26 protein-coding genes and 1 tRNA gene are annotated in these 20,433 nt (G+C 69.6%); 12 read left to right on the top strand and 15 right to left on the bottom strand.

The window, feature by feature from the left end; translation table 11 throughout:
- Nucleotides 1-25 precede the first annotated feature (25 nt).
- The gene (locus AUV07_RS18140; RefSeq protein ID WP_062636639.1) at nt 26-1,390 is read left to right on the top strand and encodes a DUF2510 domain-containing protein; all 1,365 of its coding nucleotides are present in this window, start codon (nt 26-28) and stop codon (nt 1,388-1,390) included.
- Nucleotides 1,391-1,448: 58 nt separating this feature from the next.
- Here the strand turns inward: AUV07_RS18140 and prfB are convergent, their stop codons facing one another.
- Entirely contained in the window at nt 1,449-2,558 is a 1,110-nt protein-coding gene (prfB, locus tag AUV07_RS12770; RefSeq protein WP_062636637.1) for a peptide chain release factor 2, read from the bottom strand.
- Nucleotides 2,559-2,680: 122 nt separating this feature from the next.
- On the opposite strand from prfB, the gene AUV07_RS12765 reads away from it, so the two are divergent.
- Nucleotides 2,681-3,922: an MFS transporter gene (locus tag AUV07_RS12765; RefSeq protein ID WP_062636909.1), complete on the top strand. Its 1,242-nt coding sequence runs from the start codon at nt 2,681-2,683 to the stop codon at nt 3,920-3,922.
- 12 nt (nt 3,923-3,934) lie between these two features.
- Here the strand turns inward: AUV07_RS12765 and AUV07_RS12760 are convergent, their stop codons facing one another.
- The 4 genes from AUV07_RS12760 to AUV07_RS12745 are packed head-to-tail and all read right to left on the bottom strand — an operon-like array spanning nt 3,935 to nt 5,378.
- On the bottom strand, nt 3,935-4,363 hold the full coding sequence (locus AUV07_RS12760) for a pilus assembly protein TadG-related protein (protein ID WP_231868267.1): 429 nt from the start codon (nt 4,361-4,363) through the stop codon (nt 3,935-3,937).
- Between the two features lie 8 nt (nt 4,364-4,371).
- A complete protein-coding gene (locus AUV07_RS12755) occupies nt 4,372-4,806 on the bottom strand; it encodes a TadE family protein (protein ID WP_062636633.1) in 435 nt (144 codons plus the stop codon).
- Nucleotides 4,796-5,197: a TadE/TadG family type IV pilus assembly protein gene (locus AUV07_RS12750; RefSeq protein WP_062636631.1), complete on the bottom strand. Its 402-nt coding sequence runs from the start codon at nt 5,195-5,197 to the stop codon at nt 4,796-4,798. The genes AUV07_RS12755 and AUV07_RS12750 overlap by 11 nt, the downstream gene beginning before the upstream one ends.
- 1 nt (nt 5,198) lies before the next feature.
- A complete protein-coding gene (locus AUV07_RS12745) occupies nt 5,199-5,378 on the bottom strand; it encodes a hypothetical protein (RefSeq protein ID WP_025105301.1) in 180 nt (59 codons plus the stop codon).
- 228 nt (nt 5,379-5,606) lie between these two features.
- Between AUV07_RS12745 and AUV07_RS12740 the strand changes: the two genes are divergently transcribed.
- The gene (locus tag AUV07_RS12740; RefSeq protein ID WP_157524061.1) at nt 5,607-5,879 is read left to right on the top strand and encodes a hypothetical protein; all 273 of its coding nucleotides are present in this window, start codon (nt 5,607-5,609) and stop codon (nt 5,877-5,879) included.
- A 24-nt stretch (nt 5,880-5,903) separates the two neighbouring features.
- Here the strand turns inward: AUV07_RS12740 and AUV07_RS12735 are convergent, their stop codons facing one another.
- From AUV07_RS12735 to AUV07_RS12720, 4 genes are read right to left on the bottom strand one after another with little or no spacing between them, the layout of a single operon-like run.
- The gene (locus AUV07_RS12735) at nt 5,904-6,200 is read right to left on the bottom strand and encodes a DUF7882 family protein (protein WP_062636627.1); all 297 of its coding nucleotides are present in this window, start codon (nt 6,198-6,200) and stop codon (nt 5,904-5,906) included.
- A gap of 40 nt (nt 6,201-6,240) precedes the next feature.
- A complete protein-coding gene (locus AUV07_RS12730; RefSeq protein ID WP_062636625.1) occupies nt 6,241-7,179 on the bottom strand; it encodes a type II secretion system F family protein in 939 nt (312 codons plus the stop codon).
- Nucleotides 7,176-8,033: a type II secretion system F family protein gene (locus AUV07_RS12725; protein WP_062636623.1), complete on the bottom strand. Its 858-nt coding sequence runs from the start codon at nt 8,031-8,033 to the stop codon at nt 7,176-7,178. The genes AUV07_RS12730 and AUV07_RS12725 overlap by 4 nt, the downstream gene beginning before the upstream one ends.
- Nucleotides 8,030-8,752 carry an ATPase, T2SS/T4P/T4SS family gene (locus AUV07_RS12720; RefSeq protein WP_442922884.1) on the bottom strand — a complete coding sequence of 241 codons (723 nt, stop codon included), beginning with the start codon at nt 8,750-8,752 and terminating at the stop codon, nt 8,030-8,032. The genes AUV07_RS12725 and AUV07_RS12720 overlap by 4 nt, the downstream gene beginning before the upstream one ends.
- A gap of 164 nt (nt 8,753-8,916) precedes the next feature.
- Between AUV07_RS12720 and AUV07_RS12715 the strand changes: the two genes are divergently transcribed.
- The 3 genes from AUV07_RS12715 (at nt 8,917) to AUV07_RS12705 (ending at nt 12,315) form a co-directional block, all read left to right on the top strand.
- Nucleotides 8,917-10,035: a tyrosine-type recombinase/integrase gene (locus AUV07_RS12715; RefSeq protein ID WP_231868266.1), complete on the top strand. Its 1,119-nt coding sequence runs from the start codon at nt 8,917-8,919 to the stop codon at nt 10,033-10,035.
- On the top strand, nt 10,025-10,360 hold the full coding sequence (locus AUV07_RS12710; protein ID WP_058631822.1) for a helix-turn-helix domain-containing protein: 336 nt from the start codon (nt 10,025-10,027) through the stop codon (nt 10,358-10,360). Before AUV07_RS12715 ends, AUV07_RS12710 begins: the two co-directional genes overlap by 11 nt.
- A gap of 101 nt (nt 10,361-10,461) precedes the next feature.
- Nucleotides 10,462-12,315, top strand: a complete 1,854-nt coding sequence (locus tag AUV07_RS12705; protein WP_231868265.1) for a hypothetical protein — start codon at nt 10,462-10,464, stop codon at nt 12,313-12,315.
- Here the strand turns inward: AUV07_RS12705 and AUV07_RS12700 are convergent, their stop codons facing one another.
- The 6 genes from AUV07_RS12700 to AUV07_RS12675 form a co-directional block, all read right to left on the bottom strand.
- Nucleotides 12,316-12,633, bottom strand: coding sequence for a hypothetical protein (locus AUV07_RS12700; RefSeq protein ID WP_058631820.1), 318 nt, complete (start codon nt 12,631-12,633; stop codon nt 12,316-12,318).
- A gap of 11 nt (nt 12,634-12,644) precedes the next feature.
- Nucleotides 12,645-13,175 (bottom strand): signal peptidase II, encoded by a 531-nt coding sequence (locus AUV07_RS12695; protein ID WP_036297873.1) that lies wholly within the window; start codon nt 13,173-13,175, stop codon nt 12,645-12,647.
- Complete coding sequence (locus AUV07_RS12690) at nt 13,172-13,780, bottom strand: cadmium resistance transporter (protein ID WP_062636618.1); 609 nt, start codon at nt 13,778-13,780, stop codon at nt 13,172-13,174. Before AUV07_RS12690 ends, AUV07_RS12695 begins: the two co-directional genes overlap by 4 nt.
- The gene (locus AUV07_RS12685; protein WP_036297919.1) at nt 13,780-15,696 is read right to left on the bottom strand and encodes a heavy metal translocating P-type ATPase; all 1,917 of its coding nucleotides are present in this window, start codon (nt 15,694-15,696) and stop codon (nt 13,780-13,782) included. The genes AUV07_RS12690 and AUV07_RS12685 overlap by 1 nt, the downstream gene beginning before the upstream one ends.
- Nucleotides 15,693-16,052, bottom strand: coding sequence for a Cd(II)/Pb(II)-sensing metalloregulatory transcriptional regulator CmtR (cmtR, locus tag AUV07_RS12680; RefSeq protein WP_036297877.1), 360 nt, complete (start codon nt 16,050-16,052; stop codon nt 15,693-15,695). The genes AUV07_RS12685 and cmtR overlap by 4 nt, the downstream gene beginning before the upstream one ends.
- A 93-nt stretch (nt 16,053-16,145) precedes the next feature.
- On the bottom strand, nt 16,146-16,622 hold the full coding sequence (locus tag AUV07_RS12675) for a Flp pilus assembly complex ATPase component TadA (RefSeq protein WP_062636615.1): 477 nt from the start codon (nt 16,620-16,622) through the stop codon (nt 16,146-16,148).
- 102 nt (nt 16,623-16,724) lie between these two features.
- On the opposite strand from AUV07_RS12675, the gene AUV07_RS12670 reads away from it, so the two are divergent.
- The 6 genes from AUV07_RS12670 to AUV07_RS12645 all read left to right on the top strand — a co-directional run bounded on the left by AUV07_RS12670 (nt 16,725) and on the right by AUV07_RS12645 (nt 20,421).
- Nucleotides 16,725-17,117 (top strand): hypothetical protein, encoded by a 393-nt coding sequence (locus tag AUV07_RS12670; RefSeq protein WP_062636613.1) that lies wholly within the window; start codon nt 16,725-16,727, stop codon nt 17,115-17,117.
- Between the two features lie 94 nt (nt 17,118-17,211).
- On the top strand, nt 17,212-18,006 hold the full coding sequence (locus AUV07_RS12665; protein ID WP_062636612.1) for a glycosyltransferase family 2 protein: 795 nt from the start codon (nt 17,212-17,214) through the stop codon (nt 18,004-18,006).
- Entirely contained in the window at nt 18,003-18,851 is an 849-nt protein-coding gene (locus AUV07_RS12660) for an endonuclease/exonuclease/phosphatase family protein (protein WP_062636609.1), read from the top strand. The genes AUV07_RS12665 and AUV07_RS12660 overlap by 4 nt, the downstream gene beginning before the upstream one ends.
- Nucleotides 18,848-19,429: a hypothetical protein gene (locus AUV07_RS12655; RefSeq protein WP_062636607.1), complete on the top strand. Its 582-nt coding sequence runs from the start codon at nt 18,848-18,850 to the stop codon at nt 19,427-19,429. The genes AUV07_RS12660 and AUV07_RS12655 overlap by 4 nt, the downstream gene beginning before the upstream one ends.
- A gap of 67 nt (nt 19,430-19,496) precedes the next feature.
- Nucleotides 19,497-19,578 (top strand) — tRNA-Leu (locus tag AUV07_RS12650).
- A 78-nt stretch (nt 19,579-19,656) separates the two neighbouring features.
- The gene (locus AUV07_RS12645; RefSeq protein WP_062636605.1) at nt 19,657-20,421 is read left to right on the top strand and encodes a DedA family protein; all 765 of its coding nucleotides are present in this window, start codon (nt 19,657-19,659) and stop codon (nt 20,419-20,421) included.
- Nucleotides 20,422-20,433 lie beyond the last annotated feature (12 nt).

The following is a 20,433-nucleotide window of genomic DNA, read 5'->3' as shown; positions in this document are numbered from 1 at the left end:
GAGCGCACACACGGAGGGGATCCCCATGACGACACCGGCTGGTTGGTACGACGACGGCTCCGGGCGCCTGCGCTGGTGGGACGGCCAGCAGTGGACCGAGCACTTCGCGCCGGAGACGACCGCGGCGACCGCGGCGACCGACGACACCACCGCGACGACGGCCGAAGACGCGGCCGCGGAGAGCACCCCGGCGGAGGACCCCGCCGCGGCCGACGACGGCGCTCCCCTCGGAGAGGAGCCGACGGCGTCGGCGGAGACCGTCGCTCCCGAGCCCGTCGCCGCTGAGCGCGAGATCGCTCCGGACGAGCCGGCGACCGAGTTCATCGTCGCGCCGGAGCCGGCCCAGGACTGGACCGCACCGGCCAGCGGCGCGCACGACCTCCCGGGCGCGGCGCCGATCGTCCCGCCGGCCGGAGCCGAGGGCGCAGCGCCGTATCCCCCGGCGGCGCCTGCCGGTCTCGGGAAGAACGCGTACCAGGGCCAGGGCGGATACCCGGCACCGGGCGCGTACCCGGGCGCGCAGAGCGCCGGCGGATACCCGAGCCAGGCGCCGGGTGGTCAGGGCACGTATCCGGGACAGGGGACGTATCCCGGCCAGGGCGTGTACCCCGGCCAGGGCTCGTATCCCGGTCAGGCGCCGGCTCCCGCGGCGCCGAAGAAGGTCTCGGTGCTGGGGCTCGTCGGCCTCGGACTCGCCGCACTCGGCCTCCTCCTCGCGTTCATCCCTGTGACGCTGCCGTTCGCCTGGTTCCTCCTGGCGGCCGGATTCATCGTCTCGCTCATCTCCCTGTTCCTGAAGGGCACCAAGTGGCCGGGGATCACCGGGCTCGGGGTGTCGGTGCTCGGCGGCATCGTCGCGATCGTCGTGAGCATCTTCTTCGTGCTGGCCGTCGCGAACACCGTGCGCCCGGTCACCCTTCCGGACTACGACGAGGGCACGAGCCAGAGCCCGGCGCCGGAGACCGACGACACCGGCGACGCGGGGACCGGGGAGATCGCCGAGGGCAGACTCGGCGAGCCGGTCGCCGTGCCGCAGCTGTCGGGCACGGCCGAGGTCACGATCCGCTCGGCCACGTACGGTCCCACCAACGGCACGGACTTCGAGGCCGCGAACGGTGGGTACCTGGTGATCGACGTCGCCTGGGAGACCCTCGATGGGATGACCTACGTCAACCCGGTGTACTTCTCCGTCGAGACCGCAGACGGCACCGAGGGCGACTACGACATCTTCGGCGAGGCGACGCTGGAGTCCAGCGAGCAGGACGCCGGTTCCACGGCGGAGGGCACCGTCTCGTTCGACGTCGCGGAGAGCCCGTCCTACGTGATCGTCATCACGAACGAGATGCTGCAGGAGGTCGCGCGCGTGACCGTCGAGGCGTCGGCACGCTGACCCGTTCGCACGGCACGACGAAGGCCCCGGGAGCTCCCGGGGCCTTCGTGGTCAGGGGTCAGTCCTCGTCTTTGCGCTTGCGCCAGCGGATGCCCGCCGAGATGAAGTCGTCGAGGTCGCCGTCGAACACGGCGGCCGGGTTCCCGGACTCCTGGCCCGTACGGAGGTCCTTCACGAGCTGCTGACCGTAGAGGAAATAGGAGCGCATCTGATCGCCCCAGCTCGCGGTGATGTTGCCCGCGAGCTCCTTCTTCTTGGCCGCTTCCTGCTCCTTCTGCAGCAGGAGGAGACGGTTCTGCAGCACGCGCATGGCCGCGGCGCGGTTCTGGATCTGCGACTTCTCGTTCTGCATCGACACGACGATGCCGGTCGGGAGGTGCGTGATGCGCACGGCGGAGTCGGTCGTGTTGACGGACTGGCCGCCGGGGCCCGAAGAGCGGAAGACGTCGACCCGGATGTCGCTCTCGGGGATGTCGACCTCGGTCGCCTCCTCCATGAGGGGGATGACCTCGACGGCGGCGAACGACGTCTGGCGCTTGTCCGCCGAGCCGAACGGGCTGATGCGGGCGAGGCGGTGTGTGCCCGCCTCGACCGAGATCGTGCCGAAGGCGTAGGGCGCGTCGATCTCGAAGGTCGCCGACTTGATGCCCGCGCCCTCCGCGTACGAAGTGTCCATGACCTTCACGGGGTACTTGTGACGCTCCGCCCAACGCAGGTACATGCGCATGAGCATCTCGGCGAAGTCGGTGGCGTCATCGCCGCCGGCGCCGGAGCGGATGGTGACGATGGCGCTGCGCTCGTCGTACTCGCCGTCGAGCAGCGTCTGCACCTCAAGCTGGTTGATGAGGTCGGTGAGGGTCTGGAGCTCCTTGCGGGCCTCGACCGCCGACTCCTCGTCGCCCATCTCGTTCGCCAGATCGACGAGCACCTCGAGGTCGTCGAGGCGCTGGGCGATGCCGGTGATGCGGGCGAGCTCCGACTGACGATGGCTCAGGGCGCTGGTGACCTTCTGGGCGTTCTCGGTGTCGTCCCAGAGGTCGGGCGCGCCGGCCTCCTCGCTGAGACGCGCGATGTCCTCGCGGAGACGGTTGACATCGACGACCTCGCTGATGTCGCCGAAGGTGTGCCTGAGCGCCTGGATTTCGGCGGAGAGATCTAGTTCGAGCATGACACCTCAGCCTAACGTGCCGCCCGCGCGCGCGGGGACGGTGGTGTCCGGTCGTCCGCGCCGACCGGAGTAGCGTGAAGGGCGTGAGCAGTGCATCCACGGTCCTCCGCCAGTTCGGACCGATGGTGTACCTGCCGACCGTCCTCTTCTCCCTCGGCGAAGGTGCGGTCATCCCGCTCATCCCAGTCATCGCCGCGTCCATGGGGGCCGACGTCGCCTTCGCCGCCCTCGTCGCCTCGGCGCTCGTGGTCGGTCAGCTGTGCGGCAACCTCCCGGCCGGCTGGGCCGTGGGGCGCATCGGCGAGCGCTTCACGATGGTGATCGCGGGCGTCATCGCCATCCTCGCCGCCGTCGGCATGGTGTTCGCGCCGTCGCTCGGGGTCCTCGCGGCGTCCGTGTTCCTCCTGGGCCTGTGCGCCGCGGCGTTCGGGCTCGCCCGGCACGCGTTCATGACCACGCGGGTGCCGCTGGCGTTCCGCGCCCGCTCGCTCTCCCTGCTCGGCGGCAGCTTCCGTCTGGGTATCTTCATCGGCCCGTTCGTCTCCGCGGGTCTGCTGCAGCTCTTCGGCACCGAGGCCGCGGCGATCTGGTTCTTCCTCGCCTGCCTCGTGGTCATGGTCGTGCTCGTGCTCTTCGGACCGGACCCCGAGAAGACCGTCGCCCCGCTGCGGACGACCGATCGATTCGTGGAGGACAGCGGAGAGGCGGTGACCGGGTCGATCCCCACCGTCGAGCGGGCCGGGATCTTCCAGACCATGTGGCAGCAGCGCGGAGTGCTCGGTCGGCTCGGACTCGCTGCGGCCTCGCTCTCGGCGGTGCGGTCGGCACGGCAGGTCGTCCTCCCGCTGTGGGGGCTCTCCCTGGGCCTCGACGCGTCGACCATCGCTCTCGTCGTCGGGGTGTCCGGCGCCATCGACTTCGCCCTGTTCTACGCCAGTGGCCAGGTGATGGATCGCTTCGGCCGGCTCTGGGCGGCGATGCCCGCGATGGTGCTGATGGGCGCCGGGTTCCTCGCCCTGTCGGTCACGCACGACCTCGACTCCGCGGTGCTCTGGTTCGGCATGTTCGCCGCGGTCCTCGGCGTCGGCAACGGACTGTCGAGCGGCATCCTCCTCACCCTCGGCGCGGACGTCGCCCCGAAGCACGACCCCGCCGCGTTCCTCGGGTCGTGGCGCACGCTGACCGATGCCGGCGGCGCGGTCGCTCCGCTCCTCGTCTCGGGCATCACCGCGGTCGCCTCCCTGTCGTTCGCGGCGGGAGCCATGGGCCTGATCGGACTCGTCGGCGCCGCCGGTTTCCTCCGCTGGATCCCCCGGTTCGTCCCCCGGACGCCCCCGCGCACGCCGGACCCCGCCGACGACTGAGCGCCCGATCCCTCAGCGCAGCGCTGTGCGGCTCGTCGCCGTCGCCTGCAGCGGCACCCCGTCCGGCACGAACGGGGAGAGCAGGGGCGGGTGCCAGACGGCCGCGACGGTGACGCGCGCGCTCACGCCGTCGGGGGTGCCCGCATCGACCACGGTCGCCTCCCACCCCGCGTCACGGATGAGCGGCACCACCTGCTCGGCCACCCCGGCATCGGTGAGCGTCGCCCGGGGCGTCTCCCCCTCCACCTCCAGCGTGAACCCGTCCGCTCCGGCGAGCGCCGCCGCATCCGCGAGCCCGTCCAGCCGCTTCTGGGTGATGTAGAGGTCGGTGGCGCAGACGCACACGAACAGCACGGCGAGCGCGAGGATCAGGTAGCCGAGCACGAGCAGCAGCACGCTCCCGTCGTCGTCGCCCTCACCGTGCTGCTTCGGCGCCGGCACGCGCCCCCTCATCCCCCGCCCCATCGCCGAGACACCTTCTGCACCGATACGGCTTCGACGGGGACGGAGGTCGCCTGGTCGAGTCCGAGCACGCCTGGCACGAGCGGCAGCGGTACCCGCGTCGAGACCGTGACGACCACCGTCGCTCCCGCCGCTGGACAGCCTGAGGTCCGGGAACGGCACGACACCGCAACGTCGACCGCTCCGCGATCGATGCCGTACTCCGCGACGACCCCGTCCAGCACCTCCTCCCCCCGGTCGGCCGCCGCTGCGATGTCGGGCGCCGAGGCGATGGCACGGGCGGCCTGCCGCGCCGCGGCCTCCACGCCCAGCGACTGCTCCTGCACCGAGCCCACGGCGATCACGAGGTACAGCAGCGGCACGAGCATGATCACGCCGACGGCGATGAACTCCAGCGAGCTCGACCCCGTGTCATCGCGCATCGAACGACTCCCCCGGTGCGTGGGCCTCCACCTGCAAGGCCGCAGGGACACCGACGAGCCCGAACACCGGGAGCATCGTCCGGATGCGGACCTCGACGGTCTCCTGTCCGCCCCGCCGTGCCGAGGCCACCGTGATGTCGTCTGCATAGGAGGGGCCGACCGCACGACGGATGACCTCGCGCGCCCGCTCTTCCCCCTCCGCGGCCGTCGTGTCGGCGAGAGCCGCGTAGTACGCCCCCTCCACGGCGGCGTCATGGACGACGTTGCGCACGTAGATCGCGAACGCCAGTTGCAGCACCGCGAGGGTGAGCGCGGTGAGCAGGGTGCCGACGAGGAGGAACTCCACCGGGTTCGACCCGCGGTCGTCGGTCACCCCCGCAGGCGCACGCATGTCAGAGCCCCGACACCCGCTGGATGGCCTGCTCGAAGAGGGAGGTGAGCGCGGGTCCGGCGACCGCCCAGATGAGCACGACAAGGCCCGCGGTCATCAGGGTCACGAGCACCCAGCCGGGCACGTCTCCCCGTTCGTCGTCGTGGAGGGCACGGAGCATCGAGCGCGCACGAGAGATCATGCCGCCAGTGTGCATCGGAGACCCGTCGCGGCGCGGACGTTATCCACAGGGGCGGCCTTCATGGTCGTCTACCGGTGCTGATCGCGATCGTCGTCGGCGTGGTGATCCTCGTCGCCGTCATCATCGTCGTCGGTGCGCGAAGGGCGAAGCGGCGCGGTTCTGTACTCCCGTCGCGTGAATCGCACAACCCCGGGTCCGGACACCACGACGAGGGATAGCCTGTCACGCATGCGCCCCGGACCTGACGATGAGATGCGGGCGCGGGTCGAGATCGACGGGCTCACCTATCTCCTGCCTCGCGGCACGGATGTCGTCGCCCTCCGCGAGCGGATCGAAGCCGCCGCGCGCGTCGAACCCACTTTCGTCTCGTTCGCCACGTCGGACGGCCTCGCCAGCGTCCTCGTCCACCCGACTTCGCGGGTGTTCCTCTTCCAGGTCAGGGCGTCCGACGACGGAACCCTCGCCTCAGACCTCGGCGGATTGCCGGACTGGGACGTCTGAGCACCTCGGAGAGCCGCCGCAGCGTCAGGAGGTGAACTCGTCGATGAGGAGTTCGCCGCGCGCGTTCAAGCGCTCCATCATGTGGCTGACCCGGGCCGGGTCTATCGCCGGGACCGGGTCGGCGTCGAACTCGAGCACCAGCGGGATGGCCGGGTGCATCCACGCGGAGAGCCGGCCGGGGCTCTTCCTTCCCGAGGGCCACGTCATCATGAAGCTCTCCTGGCGACGGAGCTTGGTGGAGATCACGATCTTCAGATGCGCCAGCAGGGTGTCCTCGACGTCGATCGGCGGACGAGAGCTGTTGTACTCGAGGCTTCCCATAGAGCAAACGTAAGCCCTCGCGCCCTTTCCCGCCGACCACTCACCCGATGCCGAGGCGCAAGATGAACAGGCCCGGGTAGATCGCGAACACGACGGACAGCGGCAGGATCAGGAAGACCAGCGGCAGCAGCATGAAGATCTCCTTCCGTCCGGCCTGCTCGATGAGCGTGCGCTTGGCCTCCTCCCGCGTGTCGTCAGCCTGAGCGCGCAGGACGGCGGCGAGCGGCGCGCCATGTTCGAGCGCCGCGACGATCTGGTCCACCGCCCGCGTCAACCCGGGAAGCTCCAGGCGAGCCGCCATCGCCGTCAGCGCATCCGCCAGCGGCGACCCCGTCCCGACTTCCACTACCACGTGACGCAGCTCGACCGTGAGCTCGCCCGACCCCACACCGGCCACGCGCTTCACGGCATCGAGGAACCCCTCGCCCGCCGAGAGACAGAGGGCCAGGAACTCCAGCGTCGTCGGCAGCTCCTCGGTCAGACGCACCTTCCGCCCACGCACCCGCGCCGACAGTCGCAGGTCGTACCCGACACCGGCCGCCGCTCCCGCGAGGAGCGGGATCGACCCGACCGGAAGCGACCACCGACCGATCACGACGAGAACGATGACGGCGAGCGCTCCGGCAGCGATTCCGCCCACGATCACCGCGAGCTGACGACCGCGGAAGGCGACGGGATCGAGTGTCGACCCCGCTTGCGCGAGCCGCCGTCGGAGAGCTTCCGTCCCGCCGAGCAGACGGTCGAGCGCCCGCGCCCCGCGCGCACCGAGGCGGAACCCTCCTGCGGGCAGGGTGCCTGGTCTGGGGAAGGCGTCCCGCGGCAACACCTCGTCATCGACGGCGTCCCGCACGTACGGCGCGATCCGCGACGCGAGCGACGCCGCCCGCCACCGCGGGAGGCCCGCCAGAAGCGAGAGGACACCCGCGGCGAATCCCCCGCCGAGCAGCACGGCCACGGCGAGCGCGGAGAGCCCGCTCACCCGAACCACCGACGGGGCTCGGGCAGCCGACCGATCCGGATCATGAGGCGGAATGCGACGACCGACACGACCGCGCCGACGACGATCACGGCGATCCCTTCCGGCGTGCCATAGGCCTTGGCCCCCTCCGGGCGCAGGATCAGGAGGGTGAGGATGACCCACGGCGCCACGGCTCCGAGGACGGCCGCCCCGCGGATCCACGACTGCCGCGCCTCGACCTCGCCGCGGAGCGCCGCGTCGGCACGCACGGACGACGAGAGCGCCCGCAGCACGCCGATGAGCTCGGTGCCACCGACCTGCCGCGCCATTCGCAGGGTCTCGATGATCCGGTCGCCGAGAGGATCGGCGAGGACGGCTTTCAGCCGGTCGAGACTGGCGTCGAACCGTCCGCTGCTCCGCAGGTCTCGGGCGAACACGCCGAACGCGGGGCGGAGCGGCGGTGGAGCCGACTCCGCGAGGGTGGCCACCGCATCGGGGAGCGACAGACCGACGCGGATCGCGGCGATCAGCAGGTCGCAGACGTCGGGCCAGAGCTGGCGTCGCAGACGCCGCAGCCGCAGGCGGCGGCCACGCAGGTAGGCGATCGGCGCCGTGCCTCCGGCCAGCCCGGCGAGGATCGCGAGCGCGGCGCTTCCCGTGACGAGCCAGGCGAGGGAGGCGGCGCCGAGCGCGGCACCGGCGATGCCGATCACGAGGGAGCGGGTCTGCACCGCCGGGAATCCCGCCTCGCCCGCGAGACGAGCCAGACGACCGCGATGCGGGGAGGACGCGGAGCGTTCCCCTGCCGGCCACAGCCACGGTGACAGGATCAGGAGCACGCCGGCCGCGAGCGTCGCACCGAGCAGGAAGGTCATGCGAGAACCTCCGAGCCGGCCGGGGCCGACCGGCCGCGGGGGCGCCCGGCTCCGAAGACCGGCCTGCTGAGCACCCGCCCCTCGATCACCTCACCCGTCGGGGCGATGATCTCCTCGACGTATCGGCGCCCCGCCGCATCGCGCGTGCAGTGGACGACGAGGTCGACGGACGACGCGATCGCCGGGGCGACGAAGCCGCGGTCGATGTTCCGGCCGGCGAGCAGGGGCAGCAGGCACAGCTTGTCGAGTGCCTCCGCGGCGGAGTTGGCGTGGACCGTGCAGGCCCCGGGCACTCCGGTGTTGAGCGCGAGCACGATGTCGAGCGCTTCCGCATCGCGCACCTCCCCCACCACGAGCCGGTCCGGTCGCATCCGCAGGGCCTCCTTCACCAACCGCCGCAGCGTGATCTCGCCGGTCCCCTCGAGGCTCGGCTGACGCCCCTGCAGCGCGACCACATCGGGGCCCTCCACCGCGAGCTCGAACGTCTCCTCCACCGTGATGATGCGCTGGTCCGCCGCGCAGGCGGCGAGCAGCGCCCCGAGCATCGTCGTCTTGCCCGCGTGAGTCGCCCCCGACACGATCACGGATGCGCCCGTCCGCATCGCCTTCCCGAGGGCCCGCGCGGCCTCGGGGGTGAGCGCCCCCTGCATCACGAGCGCATCGAGCGAGCGGTGCCCGGGAAGGAACTTGCGGATGTTCACCGCCCACGACCCACGCACGACAAACCCTCGCATGTTGCAGTGAATGCAACTGTCCGTGCTTGCAATCGATACCTATTCGGCTCCTTCGGTGTCGAAGTGTTCCGACCATAACAGCGTGATCTCGCGGATGCGGAGATCTGGGTTGACACAGTGATGCACTGTCCCATACTTTGTTGCATCTAATGCAAGATTTTGAGGCTTCTCCAGCGGCGCTTCGGCTGATCACGTCAGCATCGAACGTCGCACTGGCGAACCCGGAAGCGCAGGTTTTCAGTGCGATGATCGATGGTTGGCGGAACCAGCAGCTGTCGCGCGGGCTCCGTGAGCAGACGATCCGGAACCGGACGGCGACGGTGACACGGTTCCGTGATTTCGTGGACAAACCGCCTTGGAGGTGGACTGTCGCGGATGTGGATGAGTTCACTGCTCAGTCTGGCGGTCGCACTCGGACGTTGTCGACGATGCGCGCCAACCATGGGTCTATCCGTGGGTTCTGTGACTACCTCACGAACCCGTTGTACGACTGGATGGAGATCTGCGATCGCGAGTTTGGGGAGGTCCCTTCGCAGGTGTGCCTGCCGTGGAACACGGTGGCGCACCGGTTCGAGTTCGAAGGCGATGGGAAGCGTCGCCCGTTCACGTACGACGAGATCGAGCGCCTGTTCGATACGGCCGACGCCCGCGTCGAGCTGCTCGTGAGTTCCGGGCGAAAGGGTGCGCTCGGCGCGTTGCGGGATGCCCAGTTGCTGAAGACGGTCTACGCGTTCGGTCTGCGCCGCACTGAGGCGGTGATGCTCGATACCGTCGATTTGCACCACAACGCGAAGATGCGCCAGTGGGGCCGCTACGGCGCGGTCCACGTGCGATGGGCGAAGGCGGCGGGCGGTGGCGCGCCACGACGTCGCACGGTGCTGCTGGTGCCGGAATTCGACTGGTGGGTCCCCGGCATGCAGCAATGGCTCGAGCAGGCCCGGGCCCGTTTCGCGCCCGGAGACGACCTCGACGCGCTCTGGGTGACCGAGCGCCGCACGCGTCTGTCTGCTGGGTATCTCGATCGGAGGTTCGCAGAGTTGCGTGATGAAGCCGGCCTGTCGAAGGACCTGACGTTGCACAGCCTCCGGCACTCCTATGTCACGCACCTTCTGGAGTTCGGGTACGCCGATCGATTCGTCCAAGAGCAGGTCGGGCATATGCATGCCTCGACGACCTCGATCTACGCCTCCGTCAGCTCGGACTACAAGAACCGTGTGCTCGCCGAAGCGCTGAAGGCCCTCATCCAAGGAGAAGCTGATGACCGTTGAGCTCGACACCGGCTGGAATCTGCGCAGCGTGATGGCGTCGCGCGGGATCTTCCAGACCTCCAAACTGAAACCCCTACTCGAAGAGCGCGGCATCGACCTGTCCCGGGAGCAGGTGTATCGGCTGGTGACTCAGCCGCCCCAGCGGGTGCGTCTCGACGTGTTGGCGGCGTTGTGCGATGCGCTGGAGTGCTCGCTCGACGATCTCGTGACGATCACTCGCCGGGAGGCCTCGACCCCGGTGGCGGTGGGTGAGGAGGCGACACGGGGGGCGATCGGTGATCTCCGTCCTGTTCGCGCGGCGATCCGTCGGCCGCGTACGAAGTAGCCGCGGTGGCCAAGCCTCCGCAGCTGCCGCGAGTCGCTGAAGTCGTCGCTCTCGTCCGCCCTCTCGTTCCCGAGATCTCTCCCGAGCGACTCACTGAGATCGTGCATACGGTCGCGCCAGTACCCCTCACGCAGCGGCTTCTTGAGCTCGCGCTGATCAAGCAGCCCGGAGTCCTGGAGGGGCAGCATGCGAACGTGCCAGCGACCGTTCAGAATCTGGCCCATGCGCTGGTCAAAGAAGGGGCGAGCCGGGTGGTGTTGCCGACGTGTGAGTCCTGCGGACGCGCGGTGAGAATGCCCCACAAGACGCCGGGCGGTGGTCGGCACTGCTCCCGATGCGAGCGGAAGGCCCGGTCCGTCTCCTGCGCGTCCTGTGGCCGGGTCCGGCCCGTGCAGCGCACCATCGACGGACAGCGTTTCTGCCGTGACTGTTGGCGAGCCGACCCTCGATCGTTCGGCGACTGCTCGCGGTGCGGTCAGCACGCGACCATCATCGTCCGTCGCCCGGAACTCGTCTGCCTGGCCTGCTACACCGCACCGATCAAGACCTGTGGTCTTTGCGGAGAACCTGGCCGCGTCGCCTCGCACCTCGACGGACGACGAGTATGCGCGCGCTGCTACTACGCGATGCGCAGACCCCAACCTTGTCCCGAGTGCGCGCGCAGAGTGTTCCTCACCGGGTTCATGAATGGCCAGAAGGTCTGCGCCGACTGCGCGGGCACTCCGATCACGATGGCCTGCCCTGGATGCGGCTCGATCGAGGAAATCCGCAAACATCACCTCTGCGTCGAGTGCCGCCGGCCCGTCGCGATCCAACAGCTGCTCGCCGACGATGCGGGAGAGATCCGTGAGGATCTCCACCCGCTTGCTGACTATCTGCTCACGCACCATGGCAAAGCGGCGTCGCTCGAACGCTGGCTGCACAAGAGCAAGTGCGCGATGGTGCTCCGCGAGCTCGCGGACGGGACCCTGCCGCTCACCGCCGAGGCGATCATCACCCGAGCCCGGTCGGGACAGTCGGTCGCGTTCCTCCTCTCACTGCTGGTCCGTTCCGGCGTGCTGCCGGAGCTCGACGTCGAGGGCACGCGCTTCGACCACTGGCTCAACGACTGGCTCGGTGGCATCGACCATCCCGAGGACCGGCTGATCCTGCGCCGCTACTGCACCTGGGAGCTCCTCCGATCCACTCGGACACTGCGCAGCGCGTCCAGCCCTGCTTCCGGCTTCCAGAGGCAGAGGGCTGCACTGAAGTACTGCGCCGCGTTCCTCGGGGAGATCCGGGCGCAGCAGGAGACACTGGCGACGTTCCCGCAGCGCCTACTCGACGCGTATCTGACCGATTCGCCTAGCCAACGCGACGCGCTGGCACCGTTCACTCGCTGGCTGCGAAAACACCGGCTGAGCACCCTTCGGGTCGAGTTTCGAGCCCATCGCCTCGAGGGGCGAGACTACGCCTCTGATCACCGATGGCAGATGGCCCGCAGGTTCCTGTCCGATGCCGACATGGACCCGAAGACCCGGGCCGCGGGTCTCCTCGTGCTGCTCTACGGGATCCAGCTGACCCGCATCGTCACGATCACCCGGGCACAGGTCGACACGAGCTCGCGGCCCGTGACGCTCACCGTCGGGGCCGAGCCGATCGAGGTCCCCGCGATCCTCGGCGACGCCATCGTCGAGCTCGTCGATGCCACAAAGGGCCATCCTGAAGGGTGGTTGTTCCCCGGCCGGAACCCGGGCCGTCACCTCACCCCGGGGCCGCTCAGCCGTCGCCTTCGCGCCGAAGGCCTGCTTGCCGGGAGCGCCCGCACGACAGCGCTCATCGAGCTCACCCGGCAACTGCATCCCCGGATCGTCTCGGATCTCCTCGGCATCACGACGGCATCCGCTGCCTCATGGTCGCGTCTCGCCGGTGGCGAGTGGTCCGATTACCCGGCTCTCCGCTCCACCCACCCCTGATCAAGCATCACCCGTCAGAGCCGGGCCGGAAATCGCTTCGCGCAGTTGCTCGACGGTCGGAGAGCCTCCCAGCCCGGCAGGGGTACGGAACACCCGGCAGGCGAGCCCGACCGGCGTGTGCTCGTCGGCGAAGGGATCGACGCCGTCGACGAGGACGGTCGGTGACCCGTGGAATCCGAGGCGCTCGGCGTCCTCGGCGGTCTCGACCAACTGTCGTGTGACGCGGATATCTGATCGACCGTCGAGCAGCTCAGCAAGCCGGCGGTCGAGTACTTCCCAGTTCGGGCAGCCGTCGAAGTACTGCAGGGTGATCTCCATGGTTGGCCCTCTCAGTTCTCGGTGCCGCGGAGCATCAGGAGCGCTCCGGCAATCGTAGCGGTGACGATCACGATGTCGGCGAGGTTCCCGATGAACCAGTTGCCGTAGGCGAGGAAGTCGACGACGTGCCCCCGGGCGAATCCTGGTTGGCGGAAAAGCCGGTCGCCGGCGTGCGAAGCAGCGGCCCCGCCGAGCGCACCGATCACGATCGCCCACCCGGGGCGTCGGACCCGGAACGCGAACACGATCGCGGTGGCCGTGGCCGCGACGGCGATGAGAGCGAACACCCAGGTGAAGCTCTCCCCGAAGGAGAACGCCGCGCCGGGGTTGTACGCGAGCTGCAGGCCCAACAGGTCGCCGATCAGCGGGATGCGCTCGTGCTCCGACAGGGTGGCCTCGGCCCACACTTTCGTTCCCTGATCGATCACGACGACGACCACGGCGATCAGAAGCGCCCAGGCAGTGAGCCGCCAGCGTCCTCTCTGCGGACGCTCTCCCGACGCCGATGCCGACTCAACGTCGGTATTCGTGTCCGGGGTCATGCGAGGGCCTCGAAGAGACGGACGATAACGCCGGATTCAATGAGGATGAACAGGCCCAGGCCGATGAACACGACGGGGACGAGCCAGTGCTCGACACGTTCGAGCGTTTCGGTGACGGCCTTGTGGGTGCCGATCAGTCGCCCGGCAGCGCACCAGACGGCGACGAGGATCAGGAACACGACGATCATGACCGCGACGTCGCCGGACGAGCTGGTGCGGAAGATCGGCGTGTAGAGGGAGATGTTGTCGGCCCCGTTGGCGATCGTGATCCCGGCGACCCCCCATAGTCCGACCGCGGTGATCTTGGAGTCGTCATCATCGTCGTCGCCGTTACGGCGCAGGCCGCGAATGAGCGTCCAGATGCCGATGCCGAGCGGGATCAGACCCAGGAAGCCGACCCATTCGTCCGGGACGATCGTGAGACCGAGCGCGGCGATCACGCTGATCACGACGAGTGTGATGAACCCGAGGTACTGGCCTGCGACGATCTGCCACGGTCGCGGCTTTCCCCGGCTGGAGGCGAGGAACAGCACGGTGAGCACGACGATGTCGTCGATGTTGGTCGCCGCGAACAGGCCGATCGCCGACCCGATGGTTGCGAGCATCAGCTTTCCATTCGTGGTGTGCGGGTGCGTGCGGCGCGCAGGCCGTTGAGGATCACGATGACCTCCGCGACCTCGTGGACCAGGACGACAGCCGCGAGCCCCAGGACCCCGAAGAGCGCGAGCGGGAGCAGTGCGGTGATGATCAGCAGGGACAGGATGATGTTCTGGTTGATGATCCGCCGGCCCCGCCGCGCGTGATCGAACGCCCGCGGGATGAGCCGCAGATCATGACCCGTGAAGGCCACGTCCGCAGACTCGATCGCCGCATCGGAGCCGGTCGCTCCCATCGCGATGCCGATGTCCGCGGACGCCAGGGCCGGGGCGTCGTTGATGCCGTCACCGATCATCGCGACCGATCCCGCCTTCGACAACTCGCCGATCGCGGTCGCCTTGTCCTCAGGGCGCAGCTCCGCGCGCACATCAGCGATCCCGGCCTGCGCAGCCAGCGCACGAGCGGTGCGGGCGTTGTCCCCGGTGAGCATCGTCATGCCGACGCCCTGATCCGCAAGCGTGCGGACCACCTCGGGGACTTCCGGACGCAGCTCGTCGCGGACGCCGATCGCCGCGACCGGTGCCTCGTCGCGGTGCACGATCACGACAGTCATGCCCTGCTCCTCAAGCCCTGCAACCCGGTCGCCGAGCTCGCCGGCGTCGAGCCAGCGGGGGCTGCCGACCGTGATACGAGCGCCATCGACGGTGCCGTCGATGCCGTGCCCGGCCTGCTCGGTCACATCCGCGGCCACGGGAACACCCGGGGCTGCAGCGGTGATCGCCGCCGCAAGGGGATGCGTGCTGTGCTGCTCCAGAGCCGCCGCCCAAGCCAGCGCCTGCTCCTCGGCAATGCCGTTCGCAGTGAGGACCGCGGTGACCGCGGGCTCGTTACGGGTCAGGGTGCCGGTCTTGTCGACCGCGACGTGCCGGACCGTGCCGAAGCGCTCGAAGACCGCGCCGGACTTGATGATCACGCCGAACTTGCTCGCCGCGCCGATCGCGGCAACGACCGTCAACGGCACCGAGATCGCCAGCGCGCACGGAGAGGCCGCTACCAGCACGACGAGCGCACGAGTGATCCATACCTCCGGGTCGCCCAGCAGTGACCCAATGATCGCGACGAGCGCTGCGAGAATCAGCACACCGGGTACGAGCGGGCGGGCGATCCGGTCCGCGAGACGCGCACGCTCGCCCTTCTCCGTCTGCGCTTTCTCGACCAACTCCACGATCGTCGTAAGCGAGTTATCGGTACCGGCCGCGGTCGCCTCGACCTCCAGCACGCCGGAGCTGTTAATCGCGCCGGCCGACACCGCGTCCCCGGGCTCGACCTCGACGGGGATCGACTCCCCGGTGATCGCCGAGGTGTCCAGGCTTGAGCGGCCAGAGCGGACGATCCCGTCGGTTGCGATCCGTTCGCCCGGGCGGACCACCATGACCTGGCCGACCGTCAACTCCCTCGCCGGCACCTGCGCAGAGACGCCGCTCTGCAGCACGGTCGCCGTCTCCGGCACGAGCTTCAGCAGCGCCCGCAGGCCGCCACGGGCACGGTCCATCGCCTTGTCCTCAAGCGCCTCAGCAATCGAGTACAAGAACGCCAGAGCAGCGGCCTCCTCCACATAGCCGAGGATGACCGCGCCGATCGCGCTGATCGTCATCAGCAGCCCGATCCCGAGCTTGCCCTTGAACAGCTTCCGAATCGCGCCAGGAGTGAACGTCGACGCGCCCAGCAGCAGGCCGATCCAGAACAGTACGAGCGCCGGGATCTCGAGCCCGGACCATTCAAGGATCAGACCAGCCAGGAACGCGACACCGGAGAAGACCGGCACCATGATCCCACGGTCCCTCCACCAGGGCCGCTCCACCTCTTCGGTCTCATCCTCCGCCGCAGTGGCAGGCTCGTGCTCGCAGCTACACGCCGCGCTCACGCGTCCGCCCCTGTACCGCAGCAGCCCGGCACCGTGCACGACGAGTCCACACACGGCGCGTGCTCATCGACCGCCAGCGTCACATCCACGAGCGCGACGAGCGCAGCCGCAAGATGCGGGTCAGCGATCTCGTAGCGCGTCTGGCGACCCTCAGGCTCGGCGACCACGATCCCGCAGTCACGCAGGCACGTCAGGTGGTTCGAGACGTTCGAGCGGGTCAGCTCCAGCTCGCGCGAGAGCACGGCCGGATAGCTCGGGGCGTTCAGCAGAGTCATCAAGATCCGGGAGCGCGTCGGGTCCGCCATGGCCCGGCCGAGCCGGTTCATGACGTCGAGGCGCGAAGCAATAGTCAGCATGTACTGAACTATACAGCAAGCGCTGATCAATCATTGGTGATCAGTGCCCCACCATTCATTGGGAGAAGAGTCGGAAGCCGCTGAATACGCAACTCAGCAACAATCGGCGCTACCAGTATCGGCGATCGCCACATGCAGCCGCGATCCGTCCGGCAGCGACGCGTCGACGAACGGCTGCCCGATGTCCACCCGCCGCCCCGTCGCCTGCAGCATCCTCTCCACCAGATCCCGAACCGTCGCCTCGTCCCACCGCAGCGCCGTCCGCTCCGCCACCCCACCCCGCGCCGTATGCACGACCCCGTCGCCGTTGACCCACACCTCCTCGATGCCCGGGTCGTCGAGCAGCGGCTGCAGAGCACCGAAGCCGCTCACCGCCGCCAGCACGTCCCGCACGCACGCCGCCTCGTCCTCAACCAGCACGCCGCCCCGCGCGAGCGCCCGATCATCGTGACGCCGCACCTCCGCCCGGGTGACCTCCCGGGCCCGTTCCGGGTCGGTCGCCGGATCCACCCCCTCGGTCCGCAGCCGACGCCGAACGAGGTCGGCGATGATCGACGCGGGCTGCTCCATCCCTGCATCCTCGCAACGATCCGCTCCCGGCCCGCGGAGTTATCCACACCCCGTGCGCGGCCTCCAAGGCGGAGACCGTCCGGTACCAGGTACCGTGCAGGCATGAAGCGGTTCACTGTCTCGTGCGGGCTCCTCGGCGTTCTCGTCCTGTCCGGCTGCACCGGGGGTGCCGATCTCCTGCAGTGCCAGAGCGTGGCCGCCGTCGACACGGAGCTCGAGGCCTTCTTCGCCCAGGACACGGTCGGCGGCACGCCGAGCCCGGAGCAGACCGAGCGCCTGAAGGAGCTCGCGGACGAGTACGCCGATCTCGACGTCGACGGCGAGGTGCAGAAGGCTGCGACCGCAGTGAGCGACGATCTGCGCGCGCTCCACGACTACCGCGTCGGCGTCCAGAACGGCGACGACGCGGACCCCGACCACGAACAGGAACTCCGCCGGACCGCGATCGATACGTTCGTCGAGGGGCAGGCCGTCTGCATCCAAGGCTCCTCCTGACGCCTCCGTATCGACCCGCCCGCCCCAGTGTCAACCGGTACGTCCCCCGTCGTCGCGCTCCCTAGGCTGAGGAGCAGACCTGCGAGGAGACGACGTGCACCGCGCCACACCAGCCGCCCCCGAACCGACCCTGAGCGTGGTCATTCCGGTCAAGGACGACGCGACGGAGCTGCGGCGGTGTCTCCGCGCCCTCGCCCGGCAGACGCTCCCGCCCGGGGAGATCATCGTCGTGGACAACGCCTCGACCGATGATTCGGCCGCCGTGGCTGCCCAGCACGGTGCACGGGTCGTGCGGTGCGACACCCCGGGCATCCCCGCGGCGAGCGCGACCGGGTACGACGCGGCGACGGGCGACGTGATCCTGCGACTCGACGCGGACGGCGTCCCGGGGCCCCGATGGATCGAGACGATGGCGACTGCGTGCACACGCGATCCGCGGGTCGGCGCCTGGACAGGCGGCGCGCATTTCGTCGACGGCCCCCGGTTCCTGCGCCGGCCCCTCGCGGCGGCATACCTGCTGTCCTACGTCGTCGTGTGCGGCTCGGCCCTCGGCCACGCACCGCTGTTCGGGTCGAACCTCGCGCTCCGCCGCTCGGCCTGGCTCGCCGTCCGCGACCGCGTGCACGGCGACGCCGCGCTCCACGACGACCTCGATCTCGCCTTCCACGTCGGCGAGCGCCATCGCATCCGCTGGCTCCTGCACACCGACATGGGCATCTCCATGCGCCCGTTCGGCAGCGGCCGCTCTTTCGCCCGCCGGGCCTGGGTCGGTGCCAGAACCGTCCTCGTGCACTGGCCGGAGGACTTCCCTCCCGTGCGCTGGGTGCGGCTCGTGCTGCGCCGGGTACTGCACCGCCTCGGCGTCCCCGCGCCCGGAGCCCGCCGATGACCGCCCCGCTCCTCGGAACACCATCCGCCACCGAGCTGCACGTCATGACCCTCAACATCCGCCGCGATCTCGGTGCCCTCGCCTGGCCGCGCGCCGACCGCTGGGAGATCCGACGCCCCCGGCTCACCGCGCTCCTGCGCACCGAGCGGCCGGACGTCTTCGGTGTGCAGGAGGCCCTCCCCGCGCAGGCTGCCGCCGTCTCCGCCGCGCTCGGCCCGTCGTTCCGCCGCGTCGGCCACGGCCGCCTCCCCGGACCCCGCGGCGAGGGCTGTCCGCTCTTCTACAACGCCGACCGGCTGGAGCTGCGCACCTGGCGACAGATCGCGCTCTCCCGCACCCCCGATCGCCCCGGTTCCCGCTCCTGGCTGAGCGTCGCGCCGCGGGTGGCGGTGGAGGCATCCTTCCGCGACCGCCGCACGGACGCCCCCGTCACCGTGCTCAACACCCACCTCGACGCCTTCTCGCCGTGGGCGCGGGTCCGTCAGGCCCAGGCGGTGCACGACCTCGCCGCCGCCTCTGCGACACCCGTCATCCTCCTCGGGGATTTCAACGCCCCCGCAGGCACCGCACCGTGGCGCGCCCTCGAAGCCGACGACCTCCTTCGCGATTCGTGGACGGCCGCGCTCTCCCGGCGCACACCCGCCTGGAGCACGTTCGCCGGCTACCGGGCGCCCCGCCGAGGGCGCCGCATCGACGGCATCCTCGTCTCCCCCGCGCTTTCCGTGCGCCGGGTGGGCATCGACGCCCGCCAGTATGGAGGGGGCTGGCCGTCCGATCACCTCCCCGTGCACGCCCTGATCGATCTCGCCCCGCCCGCCGCTGCCGCACCCGAGGAGCCCGCATGAAGGAGGACTTCCTCCGCCCGCCGCAGTCCGTGGCGGAGTACGGCGCCGACGCCGTCCGGGTGATCGGCATCCTCAGCGTCCTCGTCGCGGCGATCTGGTCCACCCCGACCGACGCCGGCATCCTCGCGCTCGCCCTTCCCGCCCTCATGCTCCCCCGCGTCCTCGGGATGCGTGGCGGCATCGACCTCGCGATCGGCCTGATCGTGCTCATCGCGGCGGCGAGCAACGTGTTCGACCTGTACCGCACGCTCACCGGGTGGGACCTCGTCGTGCACTTCGTCTGCACCGGCGCCCTCGCCGCCACCGGTTACCTCGTGCTCTCGCGCCTCGGCATCGTCACCGCGCAGGAGTCACCCGCGTTCCGCCCCCGCATCCCGATCGTCCTCTGCACCGTGATCGGGCTCGCGGCCAGCGCCGTGTGGGAGATGATCGAGTGGGCCGGGCGCACCTTCGTCACTGACGAGATCTTCGTCACCTACGAGGACACGATCGGCGACATGGCGATGGGCGGCCTCGGTGCGCTCGCGGCGGGAGTCCTCGTCGCCGTCGTCCGACTGGAGCGTCATCGCCCTGCGTGACGGCGCGGAACTGCGGGACGATCCCCAGGGTCGAACAGCGCGCGGGTCAGTAGACTGAAGCCACCGCGCGGGAGTGGTGGAATTGGCAGACACGCAGGATTTAGGTTCCTGTGCCCCAGGGCGTGTGGGTTCAAGTCCCACCTTCCGCACGACGGGTGCTTCGGCGCCCGCATCGCTCCACCGCCGACACCTCACGACCGACGGGAATCCCGCCAGTGCTCGAAAGCATGCTGCACGCCCCCACCGCGCTCATCCCGTGGCTCGATCCGCAGACGATCATCGGGGCGGCGGGTCCGTGGGCGCTCCTCGTGGTCTGCTTCATCATCTTCGCCGAGACCGGTCTGCTGGTCGGCTTCCTCCTGCCCGGTGACACGCTGCTCATCATCGCGGGCCTGCTGACCCACACGAGCAACGTCTTCGGCGTGAACATCTGGGTCGTCTCCCTGCTCATCGCCCTCTCGGCGTTCATCGGGGGCGAGGTCGGCTACGTCATCGGGCACAAGGGCGGCCCCGCGGTGTTCGAACGCAAGGAATCGGGCCTGTTCAGCAAGAAGAACGTCGAGCGCACCAACGCGTTCTTCGAGCGCTTCGGCGGCCTCACCGTGATCCTCGCGCGCTTCGTGCCGATCGTGCGCACGTTCGCTCCGGTCGCGGCCGGCGTGGGCCACATGCCGTGGCGGCGCTACTCGCTCTACAACTTCATCGGAGCGATGATCTGGGGCTTCGGGCTCACGATGGTCGGCTACCTCATCGCCTACATCCCGTGGATCCGGCACCTCGTCGTCGAGTACATCGACATCATCCTGCTCATCGCGGTCGGCGGTACGGCGATCGTCACCTTGTGGCACTACCTCACCGAGCGCCACAAGGCGAAGAAAGCCGCCGCCGCGGGCGAAGACGTCGTGACCGACCACGAGGAGGCGGAGGAGCTCGTCCTCGACGCCGACGTGTTCGACCGGGCCCCCGACCTCGACGGCGACGGAAAGCACTGACCCCGTCGCGGG

The sequence above is a fragment of the Microbacterium sp. CH1 genome (assembly GCF_001595495.1).
In the GTDB taxonomy this organism is placed as follows: Bacteria; Actinomycetota; Actinomycetes; order Actinomycetales; family Microbacteriaceae; genus Microbacterium.
The sequence above is the reverse complement of the archived record's forward strand: the minus strand, read 5'-3'. Positions and strand labels throughout refer to the sequence as shown.

What these genes read in the sequence shown, in the direction of transcription:
- AUV07_RS18140 (WP_062636639.1), top strand. Translation starts at nt 26, where the DNA reads ATGACGACACCGGCTGGTTGGTACGACGACGGCTCCGGGCGCCTGCGC.
- prfB (WP_062636637.1), bottom strand. Translation starts at nt 2,558, where the DNA reads ATGCTCGAACTAGATCTCTCCGCCGAAATCCAGGCGCTCAGGCACACC.
- AUV07_RS12765 (WP_062636909.1), top strand. Translation starts at nt 2,681, where the DNA reads ATGGTGTACCTGCCGACCGTCCTCTTCTCCCTCGGCGAAGGTGCGGTC.
- AUV07_RS12755 (WP_062636633.1), bottom strand. Translation starts at nt 4,806, where the DNA reads ATGCGCGATGACACGGGGTCGAGCTCGCTGGAGTTCATCGCCGTCGGC.
- AUV07_RS12750 (WP_062636631.1), bottom strand. Translation starts at nt 5,197, where the DNA reads ATGCGTGCGCCTGCGGGGGTGACCGACGACCGCGGGTCGAACCCGGTG.
- AUV07_RS12745 (WP_025105301.1), bottom strand. Translation starts at nt 5,378, where the DNA reads ATGATCTCTCGTGCGCGCTCGATGCTCCGTGCCCTCCACGACGACGAA.
- AUV07_RS12740 (WP_157524061.1), top strand. Translation starts at nt 5,607, where the DNA reads ATGCGCCCCGGACCTGACGATGAGATGCGGGCGCGGGTCGAGATCGAC.
- AUV07_RS12735 (WP_062636627.1), bottom strand. Translation starts at nt 6,200, where the DNA reads ATGGGAAGCCTCGAGTACAACAGCTCTCGTCCGCCGATCGACGTCGAG.
- AUV07_RS12725 (WP_062636623.1), bottom strand. Translation starts at nt 8,033, where the DNA reads ATGACCTTCCTGCTCGGTGCGACGCTCGCGGCCGGCGTGCTCCTGATC.
- AUV07_RS12715 (WP_231868266.1), top strand. Translation starts at nt 8,917, where the DNA reads ATGCAAGATTTTGAGGCTTCTCCAGCGGCGCTTCGGCTGATCACGTCA.
- AUV07_RS12710 (WP_058631822.1), top strand. Translation starts at nt 10,025, where the DNA reads ATGACCGTTGAGCTCGACACCGGCTGGAATCTGCGCAGCGTGATGGCG.
- AUV07_RS12700 (WP_058631820.1), bottom strand. Translation starts at nt 12,633, where the DNA reads ATGGAGATCACCCTGCAGTACTTCGACGGCTGCCCGAACTGGGAAGTA.
- AUV07_RS12695 (WP_036297873.1), bottom strand. Translation starts at nt 13,175, where the DNA reads ATGACCCCGGACACGAATACCGACGTTGAGTCGGCATCGGCGTCGGGA.
- AUV07_RS12690 (WP_062636618.1), bottom strand. Translation starts at nt 13,780, where the DNA reads ATGCTCGCAACCATCGGGTCGGCGATCGGCCTGTTCGCGGCGACCAAC.
- cmtR (WP_036297877.1), bottom strand. Translation starts at nt 16,052, where the DNA reads ATGCTGACTATTGCTTCGCGCCTCGACGTCATGAACCGGCTCGGCCGG.
- AUV07_RS12675 (WP_062636615.1), bottom strand. Translation starts at nt 16,622, where the DNA reads ATGGAGCAGCCCGCGTCGATCATCGCCGACCTCGTTCGGCGTCGGCTG.
- AUV07_RS12670 (WP_062636613.1), top strand. Translation starts at nt 16,725, where the DNA reads ATGAAGCGGTTCACTGTCTCGTGCGGGCTCCTCGGCGTTCTCGTCCTG.
- AUV07_RS12660 (WP_062636609.1), top strand. Translation starts at nt 18,003, where the DNA reads ATGACCGCCCCGCTCCTCGGAACACCATCCGCCACCGAGCTGCACGTC.
- AUV07_RS12655 (WP_062636607.1), top strand. Translation starts at nt 18,848, where the DNA reads ATGAAGGAGGACTTCCTCCGCCCGCCGCAGTCCGTGGCGGAGTACGGC.
- AUV07_RS12645 (WP_062636605.1), top strand. Translation starts at nt 19,657, where the DNA reads ATGCTGCACGCCCCCACCGCGCTCATCCCGTGGCTCGATCCGCAGACG.